13 protein-coding genes are annotated in these 16,449 nt (G+C 73.4%); 10 read left to right on the top strand and 3 right to left on the bottom strand.

All coding sequences use genetic code 11. The annotated features are described in order from the left end of the window. The first annotated feature begins 177 nt into the window (after positions 1-177). From SYYSPA8_RS34225 to SYYSPA8_RS34195, 7 genes are all read left to right on the top strand, one after another. Positions 178-2,283 carry an outer membrane protein assembly factor BamB family protein gene (locus SYYSPA8_RS34225; protein WP_323451339.1) on the top strand — a complete coding sequence of 702 codons (2,106 nt, stop codon included), beginning with the start codon at positions 178-180 and terminating at the stop codon, positions 2,281-2,283. A 63-nt stretch (positions 2,284-2,346) separates the two neighbouring features. Continuing rightward, a complete protein-coding gene (locus SYYSPA8_RS34220; RefSeq protein ID WP_323451338.1) occupies positions 2,347-3,924 on the top strand; it encodes an outer membrane protein assembly factor BamB family protein in 1,578 nt (525 codons plus the stop codon). Between the two features lie 221 nt (positions 3,925-4,145). Then, complete coding sequence (locus SYYSPA8_RS34215) at positions 4,146-4,853, top strand: response regulator transcription factor (RefSeq protein WP_323451337.1); 708 nt, start codon at positions 4,146-4,148, stop codon at positions 4,851-4,853. 388 nt (positions 4,854-5,241) lie between these two features. After that, entirely contained in the window at positions 5,242-6,285 is a 1,044-nt protein-coding gene (gene galT, locus SYYSPA8_RS34210) for a galactose-1-phosphate uridylyltransferase (RefSeq protein WP_323451336.1), read from the top strand. Then, positions 6,282-7,241 (top strand): UDP-glucose 4-epimerase GalE, encoded by a 960-nt coding sequence (gene galE, locus SYYSPA8_RS34205; RefSeq protein ID WP_323451335.1) that lies wholly within the window; start codon positions 6,282-6,284, stop codon positions 7,239-7,241. Before galT ends, galE begins: the two co-directional genes overlap by 4 nt. After that, positions 7,238-8,374, top strand: coding sequence for a galactokinase (galK, locus tag SYYSPA8_RS34200; protein ID WP_323451334.1), 1,137 nt, complete (start codon positions 7,238-7,240; stop codon positions 8,372-8,374). Before galE ends, galK begins: the two co-directional genes overlap by 4 nt. A gap of 301 nt (positions 8,375-8,675) precedes the next feature. Next, positions 8,676-9,458 (top strand): response regulator transcription factor, encoded by a 783-nt coding sequence (locus SYYSPA8_RS34195; RefSeq protein WP_323451455.1) that lies wholly within the window; start codon positions 8,676-8,678, stop codon positions 9,456-9,458. Here SYYSPA8_RS34195 and SYYSPA8_RS34190 read toward each other — a convergent pair. After that, entirely contained in the window at positions 9,417-9,914 is a 498-nt protein-coding gene (locus SYYSPA8_RS34190; protein ID WP_323451333.1) for a MarR family winged helix-turn-helix transcriptional regulator, read from the bottom strand. The two genes, SYYSPA8_RS34195 and SYYSPA8_RS34190, sit on opposite strands and share 42 nt — an antisense overlap. 235 nt (positions 9,915-10,149) lie before the next feature. Between SYYSPA8_RS34190 and SYYSPA8_RS34185 the strand changes: the two genes are divergently transcribed. Next, complete coding sequence (locus SYYSPA8_RS34185; protein ID WP_323451332.1) at positions 10,150-11,004, top strand: trans-aconitate 2-methyltransferase; 855 nt, start codon at positions 10,150-10,152, stop codon at positions 11,002-11,004. Next, a complete protein-coding gene (locus SYYSPA8_RS34180; RefSeq protein ID WP_323451331.1) occupies positions 11,001-11,366 on the top strand; it encodes a VOC family protein in 366 nt (121 codons plus the stop codon). The genes SYYSPA8_RS34185 and SYYSPA8_RS34180 overlap by 4 nt, the downstream gene beginning before the upstream one ends. Positions 11,367-11,387: 21 nt before the next feature. Here SYYSPA8_RS34180 and SYYSPA8_RS34175 read toward each other — a convergent pair whose 3' ends face one another. Then, positions 11,388-12,074 (bottom strand): TetR/AcrR family transcriptional regulator, encoded by a 687-nt coding sequence (locus SYYSPA8_RS34175; protein WP_323451330.1) that lies wholly within the window; start codon positions 12,072-12,074, stop codon positions 11,388-11,390. Further along, a complete protein-coding gene (locus tag SYYSPA8_RS34170) occupies positions 12,071-13,045 on the bottom strand; it encodes an acyl-CoA desaturase (protein WP_323451329.1) in 975 nt (324 codons plus the stop codon). Before SYYSPA8_RS34170 ends, SYYSPA8_RS34175 begins: the two co-directional genes overlap by 4 nt. A 209-nt stretch (positions 13,046-13,254) precedes the next feature. Between SYYSPA8_RS34170 and ppc the strand changes: the two genes are divergently transcribed. Then, positions 13,255-15,984 (top strand): phosphoenolpyruvate carboxylase, encoded by a 2,730-nt coding sequence (gene ppc, locus SYYSPA8_RS34165; RefSeq protein WP_323451328.1) that lies wholly within the window; start codon positions 13,255-13,257, stop codon positions 15,982-15,984. Positions 15,985-16,449: the final 465 nt, after the last annotated feature.

The following is a 16,449-nucleotide window of genomic DNA, read 5'->3' as shown; positions in this document are numbered from 1 at the left end:
GGTGATAGAAAGAAACCCCGCTCCGAGTGACGTGAACACGCGGGATCGATGTCCGAAAACGCTCCTTACCGGTAGGGCGGCAGCTCTTCGGGGGGATCGCCTCCGGGGGGAGCGCCGCCCGCCGGAACAGCGGGGGAGGCCGTTCGGGCAGCGGCCCGTGGGAAAGGGGACGCGCTGATGTCCCAGCCGCCCAGCCGGCCACCGCAGGGGGGCTTCGGCGCCCCGCAGGAACCCCCGCAGGGGCCGCCGCCGGGGTCGCCCGCCGACCCCCGGGCGGGACATCCGGCGGACCCGCGCGTCGATCCGGCGGATCAGGCGGACCTGCCGGATCCGGGTTCCCCGGACGGGGGGTACACGCCGACGCTGTTCGTCGCTCCGGACGGGCAGGGGTACGCGCCGTACGCCGACGGGCGGCCCGAGCCGCAGCCCGAGCCGCAGCCCCAGCCCCAGCCGTACGAGCAGCCGCAGGGGCAGCCGCATCAGCAGCAGTTCGACGGGTACGCGGAACCGTACGGCTCCGGCCAGTACGGCTCCGGTCCGTACGGTTCCGGCGCGCAGCCGCAGACACCCCCCGTGCCGCAGGGCGATCCGTGGCACCGGCTCCCGACGCTGCCCGGACCGTACGCCCAGGGCCCGTACGATCCCGCCTCGTACGGCCAGACCCCCTACGGCCAGGCACCGTCCGTACCCTCCGTACCGTCCCCGTACGGCCCGTCCGGGTACGGCGGCACCGCGTACGGCCAGGTCCCGCCGGGCCCGGGCCCGGTCCCGGGCCAGCAGGGCCCGTACGGCGCACCGCAGCCCTTCCCGTACACCCCCGCCCCGCAGCCCCCGTCCGGCGGCCGCAAGGGGCTCCGGGGCCGGGCGGGCGTGATCGTCGCCGGGGCCGTCGCCGCGCTGCTCGTGGTCGGCGGCGGCACCTATCTGGCCCTCTCCGGCGGCGGCGGCGACGGCGACGGCGGGAACAAGGGGAGCGAGGCGGGCCGGTCCGGTGGGCCCGCGCCCACCGCGTCCACCGGCGGGGAGGGCTCCGGCGGCGCCGCGCCCGGCACTCTCGACGAGGGCCGCAAGGACGGCGAGGCCAAGGTCTCCTTCGTCACCGTCAACGACGTCGACCTGCCCCGCAGCGGCGTCGACGCCTTCGGCCCCTGGGTCGCCGGGGACACCGTCGTCCGCGCCGTGTACCGGCAGGTCACCGGCGTCTCCCGGACCGACGGCCGGAAGAAGTGGACGATCCCGTTCGATACGGACATCTGCTCCGCCACCTTCCACGCGTCCGACGACGGCAAGGTCGTCGTCGGCGTCAAGGACGGCACCGGCGAGCGGGCCGAATGCCTCCGCCTGCGGATGATCGACCTGCGGACGGGCGAGGTGGGCTGGGAGAGGACCCTCAAGCCCGGCGCCGGCTTCGGCTCCCTCACCGACTTCACGCTCACCATCAGCGGGAACACCCTGGGCGCCGCCGGCCTCGGCAACTCCTTCGGCTTCTCGCTGACCGACGGCCGGCAGCTCTTCGCGGGCCCCGCCACCGGCTGCAAGCCGTTCGCGTTCGCGGGCGGGCCCCGGCTGCTCGCCGCCGCCAACTGCCCCAGCACCGACCTGGACAAGCCCCGGCACCGGCTCCAGGAACTCGACCCGGAGACCGGCCGGGCGAAGTGGACCTACAGCGCGCCCGAGGGCTGGGAGGTCGAGAAGGTCTTCTCGGCGGACCCTGTCGTCGTCTCGCTGAAGCAGACCCGGGAGAAGAAGTGGGGGGTCGTCGCGCTCACGGACCGGGGCACCGAACGCTCCCGGATCCAGGGCGGCGCCGACCGCTTCCAGCCGCGCTGCGGCGGCAACTTCGTCGTCCTCGGCGAGCATCTGGAGGGCTGTATCGGCGTCGCCGCCGACGACCGCGCCCTCTACCTGGCCACCCAGCCGGACCGCCCCGGCGGCCCCAACGAGATCGTCGCCTTCGACCTCGACAGCGGAAAGCCGAAGTGGCGCACGCCGTCGGGCGGCGAGAGCACCCTGATGCCGCTGCGGATGGAGGGCTCCGACGTCCTCGCGTACCGGGAGCCCGGCTACGACCGGGGCGGGGAGCTGACGACCGTCGCACCCGGCGGGGGTGCGCCGAGGACGCTGCTCAAGCTCCAGGACGCCACCGCGCGCACCGAGTCCGGCTTCTACCGCCCGCGCCTGGTCTACCAGGACGGCACGTTCCTCATCGCCGGCGGCCGGATCAGCGCCCGCGACGACACGGAGGAGCGGCGGACGCCGACCATGATGGCCGTGACCCGCTGACCCTCCCGCCCCCAGCCCCGTCCCCTTCCGCCGGCGGGCCGAACCCCCAGAGGTACGTACGCCATGACGCAGCCACCGCCGCCCCCGGGATTCGGCCCGCCGCAGCAGCCCGTGCCGTACGGACACCCCCCGCCGGGCGGGGTCCTGTACGGCGGCCCGCAGCCCCCGCCCCCCGGCGGGCGGCCCCGTGACGGCCGCAGGACCCGGCGGCTGATCGTCGTCGCGGCGGTCGCGGCCATGGCGACGATCGTCGGCGCGGGCGTCTGGTACTCCGGCGCGCGGGACGGCGGCGGGACCACGGCGGCGGAGCGCCCCGGGGACGAGGCGGAGCGCCCCGGGGGCGACGGGAAGAACGGCGACGGCGCCCCCGGCGGGCAGGGCCGGGAGAAGCCGCCGGCCGACACCGCGGCCAGGGTCGCCTTCACCCTCCCCGAGCCCCGCGTCGAGGACATCACCGACGTCGGGGGCTCCTGGGCCACCGACGAACTGTTCGTCAAGCCCGGGATCCGCTCGCTCGCCGGATACGGGCCGGACGGCGCCGCCGCCTGGACGCTCCGGCTCCCCGGCCAGGTCTGCGCCGCCTCCCGCCACCAGTCGGCGGACGGCCGGACGGCCGTCGTCTTCGAGGCCGCCCCGCGCGCCGCGCCCCGCTTCTTCCAGCCCTGCACCGAGGTCGGCGTGGTCGACCTGCACACCGGCGAACTGCTGTGGAGCGCTTCCGTCACGAGTACGACCGGCGGCGACGCGAAGGTCGCCTTCGCCGAGGTGACGCAGAGCGGGAACACGGTCGCGGCGGGCGGCACCTCCGGCGGCGCCGCCTTCGACCTGGCGACCGGCGCCGTCCGCTGGAAGCCCGTGGTCGGCTCCGACAACTGCTACGACCGGGGGTACGCGGGCGGCCCGGCGCTGGTCGCGGTCCGCCAGTGCGGCGAGCCGTCCCGGCCCCGGCTCACCGTGCAGCGCGTCGACCCGGCCGGCGGCCGGCCGCTGGTGTCGTACCGGCTGCCCGACGGCGCCGACAACGCGAGCGTCGTCTCGGCCGAACCGCTCGTGGTCGCGGCCGATCTGGGCGACACCGCCGGGTCGGCCGGATTCTCCGATCTCTTCTCGGTGGACGGGAAGGGACGGCAGCTGGCCCGGATTTCGGCCGCCGGCGAGACGTTCGCGGCCGAGTGCGGTGTCACCGAGGTGGAGAGCTGCCGGGGGATCGCCGTCGGCAACGGCCGGGTCTATCTCCCGACCGTCGAACGCGAGGGCGACTCCGAGCCGGGATTCAGCAATACCAACGACCTGGTCTCGTACGACCTCGCCACCGGAAAGCCGACCAGCGACCGGCTGGCGGCGGGCGACCGGCACATGATCTTCCCGCTGCGGATGGACGGCGGTGATGTCATCGCGTACCGGACACCGTCGTACACGGCCGGTGGCCAGGTGGTCAGCGTGGACGGGGCCACCTTCGCGCCGACGACGCTGATGCGGAACCCGGCCGACCGCAGGACCCGGGAGGCGGAGAGCCGCTTCGCGAACGCGGGCGACGACATCCTTTACCACCGGGGCCGGCTCTATCTGAGCGCCACTCTGATGAACAAGCACACCGGGCAGGACAAGCAGCTGATTCTGGCCTATACGACCGCCGACTGATTTTCTCGCTACGGTCGAACCTTGGGCCCGGTATATCGGTACTCCGATATACCGGGCCCTGGTCATGCGTTGGTCATGGAGTGGTCATAACTGTTCCCGTTCCCCAGCTGATTCCGCACGATGGGGGACTTCTGCCGGGTTGTGGCGGCGCACAGTCGAACAAGCGTGTAGCTTGCCGGGGCAGGGCCGGGGGCCAGTACAGCGGGGGAGGGGTTTTCTCGATGGGCGTGCGGCTCATGGTGGTCGACGATCACCGACTGCTCGCGGAAGCGCTCGCGTCGGCCTTGAAGCTGCGCGGGCACCGGGTGCTCGCGGCGGCGGCTCCGGCCGCGGGCGCGGCCGATCTCGTGGTCAGCAGGGCCCCCGAGGTCTGTCTGCTGGGCACGGCGGCGCCGGCCGAACCGGGCGCCTTCGACCCGGTGGTGAAGATCAAACGGGAGCGGCCCCAGGTGGCGGTGGTGGTCCTCGGGCCGGTGCCCAGCCCCCGGGGGATCGCGGCCGCGTTCGCGGCGGGCGCCTCCGGCTATGTCCGCCACGACGAGCGGATCGAGGGCGTGGAGCGGGCCATGATGAAGGCCCGCGCCGGTGAGGCGGTGGTGGCGCCCGCGCTGCTCCAGGGCGCGTTCGCGGAGCTGCTGAACCCGGTGGCGCAACCCGACGACGAGGGGCAGCGGCTGCTGCGGCTGCTCACGCCGCGCGAGGTCGAGGTCCTGGTGCGGGTCGCCGAGGGCGAGGACACCCGGCTGATCGCGGCGGGCATGGGGATCGCGCCCAGCACCGCCCGTACCCATGTGCAGCGGGTGCTGATGAAGCTGGGTGTGGGGTCCCGGCTGGAGGCGGCGGCGCTCGCCGCGCGGACGGGGCTGCTGGACCGGGCGGCGACGGCGGCGGCGCCCCTGGCCCGGATCTCCCGGCTCCCGGAGCGCTGACCCCCGTACCCCCGTACTCCCTGTCCGCGGCCGTACCTTTCGCAGCCGTACCTCTCGCACGCCGTACCTTTCGTACGCCGTATCTCTCGCAGCCGTCCGACCGGTGACGCCTGCCCGGACCCGTCCGCGCGTCCCACCGCGTTCGCACACGCTCTCCCGTAACCGCACGCGCCCCCACGCGCGGTCGTGTCCCCCTGCGTTCCTCCGGACGCTCCCCCGCGCGGCGCGCGCGATATTCGGTCGTCCGCCCTCCGAACCATGAGTAGATATAGGCGTGTTCGTCATGAATACAGCCTCTTCGGTGGCCCCATGGCTGGGCTGTTGACTGGGCTGTTGAGTCATGGTTTGTTGTGTGCGGTTATGTTGGAGGAGGGTGAGGGAGTCTCGTGTGAAGAAGACGTCGACCCGGCTCGCCGACGGTCGTGAACTGCTCTACTACGACTCCCGGGACGACGCCGTCCGCGACGCCGTCGACCTCCGGCCGCTCGCCCCCGCCGCCCCCCGGACCGAGATCCGGCACGATCCGCTGCTCGGGGACACGGTCGCCGTCGCCGCCCACCGGCAGGACCGCACCTACCGGCCGCCCCCCGGCGAGTGCCCGCTCTGCCCCTCGCGCGGCGGCCGGCTCAGCGAGATCCCGGCCGACGACTACGACGTCGTCGTCTTCGAGAACCGCTTCCCCTCCTTCGCCGGGGAGCTGGGCCGCTGCGAGGTCGTCTGCTTCACCCCCGACCACGACGCCTCCTTCGCCGGTCTCGGCGAGGAGCGGACCGCGCTCGTCCTCGCCGCCTGGACCGACCGCACCGCCGAACTCGCCGCCCTGCCCGGCGTCGAACAGGTCTTCTGCTTCGAGAACCGGGGCACCGAGATCGGCGTCACCCTCGGCCATCCGCACGGCCAGATCTACGCGTACCCCTTCGTCACCCCGCGCACCCGGCTGATGCTCGGCTCGGCCGCCGCCCACCGGCGGCGCACCGGCCGCAACCTCTTCGACGACGTGGTGGAGCGGGAGCGCGCGGCCGGCGAGCGGGTGGTCCTGGCCGCCGCGCACTGGCTGGCCTTCGTCCCGTACGCCGCGCACTGGCCGTACGAGGTCCATCTCTACCCCCGGCGGCGCGTCGCGGACCTGCGCGAGCTGGACGACGTGGCCCGCGCCGAGTTCCCCGGGGTCTATCTGGAGCTGCTGGTCCGCTTCGACCGGGTCTTCGGCGAGGGACAGCCGCCGACGCCCTATGTCTCGGCCTGGCACCAGGCCCCGTTCCGGGCGCCGGGACGGGAGGACCTCGCGCTCCATCTGGAGCTCTTCACCGTCCGACGCACTCCCGGCAAGCTGAAGTTCCTCGCCGGTTCGGAGTCGGGCATGAGTGTGTTCATCAATGACGTGCCGCCGGAGACCGCGGCACGGCGACTGCGGGAGGCAGCGAGCGCATGAACAAGTTCCTGGTGACCGGTGGGGCGGGGTATGTGGGCGGGGTGGTGGCACAGCGGCTCCTGGCGGCGGGCCACCGGGTCACGGTCCTGGACAATCTCTCCACCGGTTTCCGGGAGGGCGTCCCCGAGGGCGCCGAGTTCATCGAGGGCGACATCCGCGACGCCGCCAAATGGCTCGACCACTCCTACGGCGCCGTCCTGCACTTCGCGGCGTTCTCGCAGGTCGGGGAGTCCGTCACGCACCCGGAGAAGTACTGGGAGAACAACGTCGGCGGCACCATGGCGCTGCTGTCGGCGATGCGGGCCGCCCGCGTGCGCACCCTGGTCTTCTCCTCGACGGCGGCGACCTACGGCGAGCCGGCCCGTACCCCGGTCGCCGAGACCGACCCGACGGCCCCCACCAATCCGTACGGCGCGACCAAGCTGGCCGTCGACCACATGATCGGCGGCGAGGCGGCGGCCCACGGGCTCGCGGCGGTCTCCCTGCGCTACTTCAACGTGGCGGGCGCCGCGGGCCGGCAGGGCGAGCGGCACGACCCCGAGTCCCATCTCATCCCGCTCGTGCTCGACGTGGCGCTCGGCCGCCGGGCCTCGGTCGCCGTCTACGGGGACGACTATCCGACACCCGACGGGACCTGCGTACGGGACTACATCCATGTCGCCGACCTCGCCGAGGCCCATCTGCTGGCGCTGGACGCGGCCCGGCCGGGGGAGCATCTGATCTGCAATCTGGGCAACGGCAGCGGCTTCTCGGTACGGGAGGTCATCGACACCGTGCGCCGGGTCACCGGCCGCCCGGTGCCGGAGACCGCCGCCCCGCGCCGGGCGGGCGACCCGGCGGTCCTGGTGGCGTCCGCCGCCGTCGCCCGGGACCGGCTCGGCTGGGCGCCCCGGCGGCCCGCGCTCGCCGCGATCGTCTCCGACGCGTGGGAGTTCGCCCAGGGCCGGTTCGCGTGAGCGCGAGCACCGGCGCAGGCAGGAGTGCGGGCATATGGGAGGCCCCGGGCCGGGTCAACCTCATCGGCGAGCACACCGACTACAACGACGGCCTGGTGATGCCCTTCGCGCTGCCGCTGACCGTCGTCGCCGAGGCCCGGCGCCGGGACGACGGCGTCCTGAGGCTGCGCTCCACCGGCGCCGGACCCGGCCGCGAGGCCGTCGACCTGCGCGTCGCCGACCTCGCCCCCGGACACGGGCCGCGCGGCTGGAGCGACTACCCGGCGGGTGTGGTGTGGGCGCTGCGCGCGGCGGGCCACCGGGTCGGCGGCGCGGAACTGCACTACACCTCGACCCTCCCGGCGGGCGCCGGACTCTCCTCGTCCGCCGCGCTGGAGGTGGTCACCGCACTCGCCCTGCGGGACCTGTACGAACTGGACGCGGACCGGAGCGAGCTGGCACTGCTGTCCCGGCGGGCGGAGAACGCGTACGCCGGGGCACCCACCGGGATCATGGACCAGATGGCGTCCGCCTGCTGTACGGAGGGCCACGCGCTGCTCCTGGACACCCGGGACCTGTCCCGGCGGCCCCTGCCCCTGGACCTCGCGGCGGCCGGCCTGACGCTGCTGCTGTTCGACACCCGGGTCACGCACGCGCACAGCACCGGTGCGTACGGCCGGCGGCGCGCGGGCTGCGAGGCGGCGGCGGCCGCCCTCGGCGTACCGGCCCTGCGGGACATCGGGTACGAGGAGCTGCCGGCCGCGCTGGAGCGGCTCGCCGACCCGGAGCAGCGGCGGCTGACCCGTCATGTCGTCACGGAGAACCGGCGGGTGGAGCGGGTGGCGGCGGCGCTGGCGGCGGGTGACGCGCGGGCTGTCGGGCCGCTGCTCACCGAGGGGCACGCCTCGCTGCGGGACGACTTCCGCGTCTCCTGCCCGGAACTGGACCTGGTGGTGTCGGCGGCGCTGGCCGCCGGGGCGCTGGGGGCGCGGATGACGGGCGGCGGTTTCGGGGGGTCGGCGGTCGTGCTCGCCCGGGCGGGCACGGCGGCGGCCGTGACCGGCGCGGTGGAGCACGCGTTTGCGGAGGCGAGCTTCCGTGCGCCGGTGGTCCGGTCCGCGCGGCCCGCCGGGGGCGCACGCCGTCTGTCCTGAGCGGAGCACGCTCTTCCTGGAGTTCGGCTTGTGGATCTCTGTGGACTTGTGTCCCAAAGGAAAACTTCAGGCCCACCTTGCACACAGCAGGCAAACAGTTCTGCAAATAGCCTTCCCCTGCCGTCCACCGCCCGTACTCTGATGCTCAGCACCGGTGGGGGCCGGTGTTTATCAGGGGGCGAGATCAGTCGGGTACGACGCCCGGGGCGGGGTAGCAGTGTGACGCGGCGGCGGCCGCGCGCACGGTCCCGCTCCCGGGCGCCGTACCCGCGTCATCCGTCCTCCGAACCAGGGGGTGTCTGTGATCCGTATCCGGGTCCTGGTGGTGGACGACCACCGAATCTTCGCCGAGTCCCTCGCCGCCGCTCTGGCGGCCGAGCCGGATGTCGAGGTGGCGGCGGCGGGCAGCGGCCCGGCGGCGCTGCGCTGTCTTGAGCGGGCCCTCGCCGACGGGCGCGGCTTCGACGTGATGCTGGTCGACGCGGACCTCGGCGGCGGCGGGGTCCACCCGCAGTCGCCCCGGGTGCCGGTCGCCCGCGCGGTGCCCGACGACGGCGGCGAGGGGCTGGTCGACGGGATCAGCCTGGTCGCCGGGGTCCGCTCGGCGTACCCGGCCGTCCGTACGGTGGTGCTCGCCGAGAAGGACGACCCGCGCCGGGCCGCGCTCGCGCTCCAGGCGGGGGCCTCGGGCTGGGTCGCCAAGGACTGCTCGCTCCAGCGGCTGCTGGCCGTGATCCGGGGGGTGCTGCGGGACGAGACGCATCTGCCGCCCGCGCTGCTCACCGGCGTACTGCGGGAGCTGACGGCCGCGCGCAAGCACCGCACCGAGAGCGAGCGGCTGGTGGAGTCGCTGACCCCGCGCGAGCGGGAGGTGCTGCGGTGCATGGTGGCGGGCCTGGGCCGCAAGGCGGTCGCCGAGCGGCTCTTCCTCTCCCCGCACACGGTCCGCACCCATATGCAGAACGTGCTGGGGAAGCTGGGGGTGCACTCCACGCTGGCGGCGGTGGCGCTGGCCCGCCGCGCGGGGGTGGGCCCGGTCGACCTAGCCGGGGATGTTGTCGAACGGGGCGGTCAGCTCGCGTAGCAGGGCCGCCAGTTCGGCCCGCTGGGCGTGGGAGAGCCGGGCGAGGATGGCCCGCTCCTGGTCGAGCAGTCCGGCCAGGGCCAGATCCGCCCGGTCCCTGCCCTCCGGGGTGAGCCGGACCAGTACCCCGCGCCGGTCGCTGGGGTCGGGCAGCCGCTCCACGAGGCCCTTCTTGGCGAGCCGGTCGATGCGGTTGGTCATGGTGCCCGAGGTGACCAGTGTCTGGGTGAGCAGCTGGCCGGGGGAGAGCTGGTACGGGTCCCCGGCGCGGCGCAGCGACGTCAGGACGTCGAACTCCCACGGTTCGAGCTGATGCTCGGAGAAGGCCAGCCTGCGGGCGCGGTCGAGGTGCCGTGCGAGCCGTGAGACGCGGCTCAGCACTTCCAGCGGTTCCACGTCGAGGTCGGGGCGCTCCCGGCGCCATGCCGCGACCAGTCGATCGACCTCGTCCTCCATGACGATCAGTGTAGTTGGTCTGTCGACGTGAAGTCTCTTGACGTCAAGATACTTCCGGCGCACGATGGTGCCCGAGGGACGGAAGAGGGCGTCTGCCCGGCTTCTTCCTGCCCTCACGCCCTTTTTCCCGTGGGAACCGTCGCCGTTCTCCCCATGTGAACGGCCGTCGTTCCCCGCACGGGGATTCACCGGGATTCCTGTACTGGGATTCCCCGCACCGAGAGGCCCGTCCGCCATGTCATCGGCCGCGTCAGCCACCCCGCCCACCTGGGACCCCGCGCAGTACCTCCGGCACTCCGGGCACCGCACCCGGCCCTTCCTCGACCTGCTCGCCCGGATCCCCGAGCCGCCCCGCTCCCGTGCGGGTGAAACGGTCCGGCCCCTGCGGATCGCCGACATCGGCTGCGGCGCCGGCAATGTCACCGCCCTGCTCGCCGGCCGCTGGCCCGACGCCCTGATCACCGGCTTCGACAACTCCCCCGAGATGGTCGCCCACGCCCGCACCGCCCACGGCGGGCCCACGCCCGGCGGCGGACGGCTCGACTTCGAGGAGGGCGACGCCCTCGAATGGACCCCGGACGGCCCGTACGACCTGATCGTCTCCAACGCCGTCCTGCACTGGGTCCCCGGCCACACCGCACTCCTCGGCCGCTGGGCCGCAGCGCTCGCCCCCGGCGGCGTCCTCGCCTTCCAGGTCCCCGGGAACTTCGCCGCCCCCAGCCACACCCTCGTCGCCGCGCTGGCCGCCGACCCCCGCTGGCGGGACCGCGTCGGCGACCACGGCGTCGTCGCCTCCGTCCGCGAACCCGCCGAGTACCTGACCCGCCTGGTCGAGCTGGGCCTGACCGCCGACGTCTGGGAGACCACCTACCTCCAGCTGCTCACCGGCGACGACCCGGTACTCGACTGGATCAAGGGCACGGTGCTGCGCCCGCTCCTGACCGAGCTGGGCGAGGACCGGGCGGCGGCCGACGCCTTCCTGGGCGAGCTGGCCGAGGGGCTGCGGGCCGCGTACCCGCCGGGTCCCGCGGGCACGGTCTTCCCGTTCCGCAGGATCTTCGCTGTCGCGGAGCGGGCGGGAACACGATGACGATCACGGGCTTCGATCATGTCCTGCTGGCCGCGCCGCCCGGCTCGGAGGAGCGGCTGCGCACGTTCTACGCCGGGGTGCTGGGGATGACCGAGATCCCCAAGCCGCCCGCGCTCGCCGGCCGTGGCGGCTGCTGGTTCGCGTCCGGGACGGTCCAGCTCCACCTGGGCATCGAGCGGGAGCACCGCCCGTCCGCCAAGGCCCATCCCGCGCTGCGGGTCACCGGCATCGACGCCGTGGCCGCGGCGGTCCGGGCGGCCGGTACCGACATCGTCTGGGACACCGCGCTCCCCGGGCAGCGCCGCTTCCACTGCGTCGATCCGGTCGGCAACCGCCTGGAGTTCCTGGAACCCACTGGGTGATCCGGGCCCCGAACCCGGGTGTCAGTTCTTCCGGTGCCCTATCAACCGGGGCTTCGGCTCCAGACCGTCCAGACCGTGCCACGCCAGATTCACCAGATGCGCGGCGACCTCCGCCTTCTTCGGGCGGCGGGCGTCCAGCCACCACTGGCCGGTCAGCGCCACCATCCCCACCAGCGCCTGCGCGTACAGCGGCGCCAGCTTCTGGTCGAAGCCCCGGTTCTTGAACTCCATCCCGAGAATGTCCTCGACCTGCGTGGCGATATCGCTGATCAGGGAGGCGAACGTCCCCGTCGACTGGGCCACCGGCGAATCCCGCACCAGGATCCGGAACCCGTCCGTGTACCGCTCGATGTAGTCGAGCAGCGCGAACGCGGCCTGCTCCAGCAGCTCCCGGGGATGCCCGGCGGTCAGCGCCCCCGTCACCCCCTCCAGCAGCTGGCGCATCTCGCGGTCGACCACCACCGCGTACAGGCCCTCCTTGCCGCCGAAGTGCTCGTACACCACCGGCTTGGACACACCCGCCTTCGCGGCGATCTCCTCCACCGACGTGCCCTCGAAACCCTTCTCGGCGAAGAGGGTCCGGCCGATGTCCAGCAGCTGCTCACGGCGCTCCGCGCCCGTCATCCGCACCCGGCGGGTCCGCCGGGTGGGCCGGGTCTTCTCGGGGGTTCCATTACTGCTGCCGTCGGTCGCCACATCTCCCATCATGCCGTGTCGGACGGTGCGGCAACGCGCCGGGACTCGATCCGGGCCCGGCTCGGCCAGCGCACGTCGTACGCCCAGCCCAGCCGCTCGCACCAGCGGATCACCCGCGCACTGGAGTCCACCTGGCCCCGCAGCACCCCGTGCCGGGCGCTCGTCGGGTCCGCGTGGTGCAGGTTGTGCCAGGACTCACCGCACGACAGCACCGCCAGCCACCACACGTTCCCCGAGCGGTCCCGGGACCGGAACGGACGGCGGCCCACCGCGTGACAGATCGAATTGATCGACCACGTCACATGGTGCAGCAGCGCCACCCGCACCAGGGAACCCCAGAAGAACGCCGTGGCCGCGCCCTGCCACGACCATGTCACCACGCCCCCGACCAGCGGCGGGATCGCCAGCGACAGCAGTGTCCACCAGAGGAAGTCCCGGGAGATCCGCCGCAGCGCCGGGTCCTTGATCAGATCCGGCGCGTAGATGTGCTGCGGGGTCCGCTCCTTGTCGAACATCCAGCCCATATGGGCCCACCACAGCCCCTTCAGCAGCGCCGGCACGCTCTCCCCGTACCGCCACGGCGAATGCGGGTCGCCCTCCGCGTCCGAGAAGCGGTGGTGCTTGCGGTGATCCGCCACCCAGCGCACCAGCGGACCCTCCACCGCCAGCGACCCCGCCACCGCCAGCGCGATCCGCAGCGGCCGCCGCGCCTTGAAGGCGCCATGGGTGAAGTGGCGGTGGAAGCCGATCGTGATCCCGTGACAGCCGAGGAAGTACATCCCCACCAGCAGCCCCAGATCGAGCCAGCTCACTCCCCAGCCCCAGGCCAGCGGCACCGCCGCCACCACGGCGAGGAAGGGCACCATGATGAAGAGGGCCAGCGCCAGCTGCTCGACGGACCCTTTGCTGTCCCCGCCGAGCGTCGCGGACGGCAGCCCCCCGGTCCGATCCCCGACCTCGACCACATCCGGGCTTGTTGTCATGAAGGAGTCCCTGTAAAGAAGGAAGATCACTCCGAGCCAGCGGCCTGTGACCTTGGGCGACGCCAGTATGTCAGCGGCCGCCGCCCCGGCAAGGGCCCTGCGGGCGAGTACCGCACGCCGGAGACCTATCCTGGGTCTCGTCGGACAGCGCGGTCCGCAGCCTCCAGTACCCCTCCAGACGTGCTCAAACACTGCAAGGAGCCGCACCTGTGAGCAGTGCCGACCAGACACCCACGGCCAGCGCCGAACTCCGTGCCGACATCCGCCGACTGGGCGACCTCCTGGGCGAGACCATCGCCCGGCAGGAAGGGCCCGAACTGCTCGAACTCGTGGAGCGCGTACGGGCCCTGACCCGCAGCGACGGGGAGTCCGCCGCCGAGCTGCTGGGCGACACCGACCTGGAGACCGCGGCCAAGCTGGTCCGCGCCTTCTCCACCTACTTCCACCTCGCCAACGTCACCGAGCAGGTGCACCGGGGCCACGAACTGCGCCGGCTCCGCGCCGCCGAGGGCAGCCTCCTCGCCCGCACCGCCGACCGGCTCAAGGACGCCGACCCCGAGCACCTGCGCGAGACCGTGCGCAACCTCAACGTCCGGCCCGTCTTCACCGCGCACCCCACCGAGGCCGCCCGGCGCTCCGTCCTCAACAAGCTCCGCCGCATCGCCGAACTCCTCGACGGGCCCGCCGTCCCCTCCGACCGGCGCCGCGTCGACCTCCGGCTCGCCGAGAACATCGACCTCATCTGGCAGACCGACGAGCTGCGCGTCGTCCGTCCCGAACCGGCCGACGAGGCCCGCAACGCCATCTACTACCTGGACGAACTGCACGCCGACGCCGTCGGCGACGTCCTGGAGGACCTCGCCGCCGAACTCGAACGCATCGGCGTCGAGCTGCCCGCCGGCACCCGCCCGCTGACCTTCGGCACCTGGATCGGCGGCGACCGCGACGGCAACCCCAACGTCACCCCCGCCGTCACCGGCGAGGTGCTGATCCTCCAGCACGAGCACGGCATCACCGACGCCCTCGCCCTCATCGACGCCCTGCGCGGACAGCTCTCCCAGTCCATCCGCTACACCGGCGCCACCGACGAACTCCTCACCTCGCTCCAGACCGACCTGGAGCGGCTGCCGGAGATCAGCCCCCGCTACAAGCGCCTCAACGCGGAGGAGCCCTACCGGCTCAAGGCCACCTGCATCCAGCAGAAGCTGGTCAACACCCGCGAACGCCTCGCCAAGGGCACCCCGCACCAGCCCGGCCGCGACTATCTCGGCACCGCGGAACTCCTCACCGACCTCACCCTGATCCAGACCTCCCTGCGCGAGCACCGCGGCGGACTCTTCGCCGACGGGCGTCTCGACCGCACCATCCGCACCCTCGCCGCCTTCGGCCTCCAGCTCGCCACCATGGACGTCCGCGAACACGCCGACGCCCACCACCACGCCCTCGGCCAGCTCTTCGACCGGCTCGGCGAGGAGTCCTGGCGGTACGCCGACATGCCGCGCGAATACCGGCAGAAGCTCCTCGCCAAGGAACTGCGCTCCCGCCGGCCCCTGGCCTCCACCCCGGCGCCCCTGGACGCCGCCGGCGCCAAGACCCTCGGCGTCTTCCACACCGTGAAGGAAGCGTTCGAACGCTTCGGGCCCGAGGTCATCGAGTCGTACATCATCTCGATGTGCCAGGGCGCCGACGACGTCTTCGCCGCCGCCGTCCTCGCCCGCGAGGCCGGCCTGATCGACCTCCACGCCGGCTGGGCGAAGATCGGCATCGTGCCGCTCCTGGAGACCACCGACGAGCTGCGCGCCGCCGACGTCATCCTCGACGGCATGCTCTCCGACCCCTCCTACCGGCGGCTCGTCTCGCTCCGCGGCGACGTCCAGGAGGTCATGCTCGGCTACTCCGACTCGTCCAAGTTCGGCGGCATCACCACCTCCCAGTGGGAGATCCACCGCGCCCAGCGGCGACTGCGCGATGTCGCCCACCGCCACGGCGTACGGCTGCGGCTCTTCCACGGCCGCGGCGGCACCGTCGGCCGCGGCGGCGGCCCCACCCACGACGCGATCCTGGCGCAGCCCTGGGGCACCCTGGAGGGCGAGATCAAGGTGACCGAGCAGGGCGAGGTCATCTCCGACAAGTACCTCATCCCCTCCCTGGCCCGGGAGAACCTGGAGCTGACCGTCTCCGCCACGCTCCAGGCGTCCGCGCTGCACACCGCGCCCCGCCAGTCCGTGGAGGCCCTGTCCCGCTGGGACGCGGCGATGGACACCGTCTCGGACGCCGCGCACGACACCTACCGGCGCCTGGTCGAGGACCCGGACCTGCCCGCGTACTTCTTCGCCTCCACCCCCGTCGACCAGCTCGCCGACCTCCACCTCGGCTCCCGGCCCTCCCGCCGCCCCGACAGCGGCGCGGGCCTCGACGGGCTGCGGGCGATCCCGTGGGTCTTCGGCTGGACCCAGTCCCGGCAGATCGTGCCCGGCTGGTTCGGCGTGGGCTCCGGCCTGAAGGCCCTGCGCGAGGCCGGGCTCGACACCGTCCTCGACGAGATGCACGAGCACTGGCACTTCTTCCGCAACTTCATCGCCAACGTCGAGATGACGCTCGCGAAGACCGACCTGCGGATCGCCCGCCACTATGTCGACACCCTCGTCCCCGACGAGCTGAAGCACGTCTTCGACACCATCGAGGCGGAACACCGCCTGACCGTGAGCGAGGTCCTGAAGGTCACCGGCGGCGAACGCCTCCTCGACTCCAACCCGGTCCTCCAGCAGACCTTCGCGATCCGGGACGCCTACCTCGACCCGATCTCCTACCTCCAGGTCTCCCTGCTGGCCCGCCAGCGGGGAGCGGCGGAACGGGGCGACGCGGCGGACCCGCTGCTGGCACGGGCCCTCCTCCTGACGGTCAACGGCGTCGCGGCGGGCCTCCGCAACACGGGCTGACCCGCCCGTGGGCCCGGGGGCCGCGCACCTGGCCCCCGGGTTCCCCCGCCCCGTCCGCGGCCGGGCCCGCCCCGGGCCACCGGCCGCCCTTGCGCTGTCCGGCCCGCGCCGATGCGGGCGGGGTGCGCTCGTCCGGGGCCCCGCCCTCCCCGGCCGCGTCGGTACGGGGTCCCGCACCTGTGTTTCCCCCGGCGGGGGTACCGGCCACCTTCGCGTGGTCCGTGGGTGGGGGTGCAGGGTCGCCCCCGCAGGGGATCGGCGGAGGCCGACCCGCACAAAACTTGGTGAGTACGCTCGCCGACCCCGAGGAGGTGAGCCCGGAGGCCCCGCCAACCCGCACGACACCCGCGCGGCGGTCGACCCGAGCAAAACCAGCCTCGCCCACGTTGACCCGCACAAACCCGCCTTGCCGACGATCACCCGAGCAAAATCCAGCCCCGCCGGGGGGGGGGGGGGGGGGGGGGG

The organism is Streptomyces yaizuensis, assembly GCF_034961445.1.
Taxonomy (GTDB): Bacteria; Actinomycetota; Actinomycetes; order Streptomycetales; family Streptomycetaceae; genus Streptomyces; species Streptomyces yaizuensis.
The sequence above is the reverse complement of the archived record's forward strand: the minus strand, read 5'-3'. Positions and strand labels throughout refer to the sequence as shown.

Excerpts from the sequence above, each read along its gene's own strand:
- SYYSPA8_RS34225 (WP_323451339.1), top strand. The coding sequence starts at position 178 with ATGTCCCAGCCGCCCAGCCGGCCACCGCAGGGGGGCTTCGGCGCCCCG.
- SYYSPA8_RS34220 (WP_323451338.1), top strand. The coding sequence starts at position 2,347 with ATGACGCAGCCACCGCCGCCCCCGGGATTCGGCCCGCCGCAGCAGCCC.
- SYYSPA8_RS34215 (WP_323451337.1), top strand. The coding sequence starts at position 4,146 with ATGGGCGTGCGGCTCATGGTGGTCGACGATCACCGACTGCTCGCGGAA.
- galE (WP_323451335.1), top strand. The coding sequence starts at position 6,282 with ATGAACAAGTTCCTGGTGACCGGTGGGGCGGGGTATGTGGGCGGGGTG.
- SYYSPA8_RS34190 (WP_323451333.1), bottom strand. The coding sequence starts at position 9,914 with ATGGAGGACGAGGTCGATCGACTGGTCGCGGCATGGCGCCGGGAGCGC.
- SYYSPA8_RS34185 (WP_323451332.1), top strand. The coding sequence starts at position 10,150 with ATGTCATCGGCCGCGTCAGCCACCCCGCCCACCTGGGACCCCGCGCAG.
- SYYSPA8_RS34180 (WP_323451331.1), top strand. The coding sequence starts at position 11,001 with ATGACGATCACGGGCTTCGATCATGTCCTGCTGGCCGCGCCGCCCGGC.
- SYYSPA8_RS34175 (WP_323451330.1), bottom strand. The coding sequence starts at position 12,074 with ATGATGGGAGATGTGGCGACCGACGGCAGCAGTAATGGAACCCCCGAG.
- SYYSPA8_RS34170 (WP_323451329.1), bottom strand. The coding sequence starts at position 13,045 with ATGACAACAAGCCCGGATGTGGTCGAGGTCGGGGATCGGACCGGGGGG.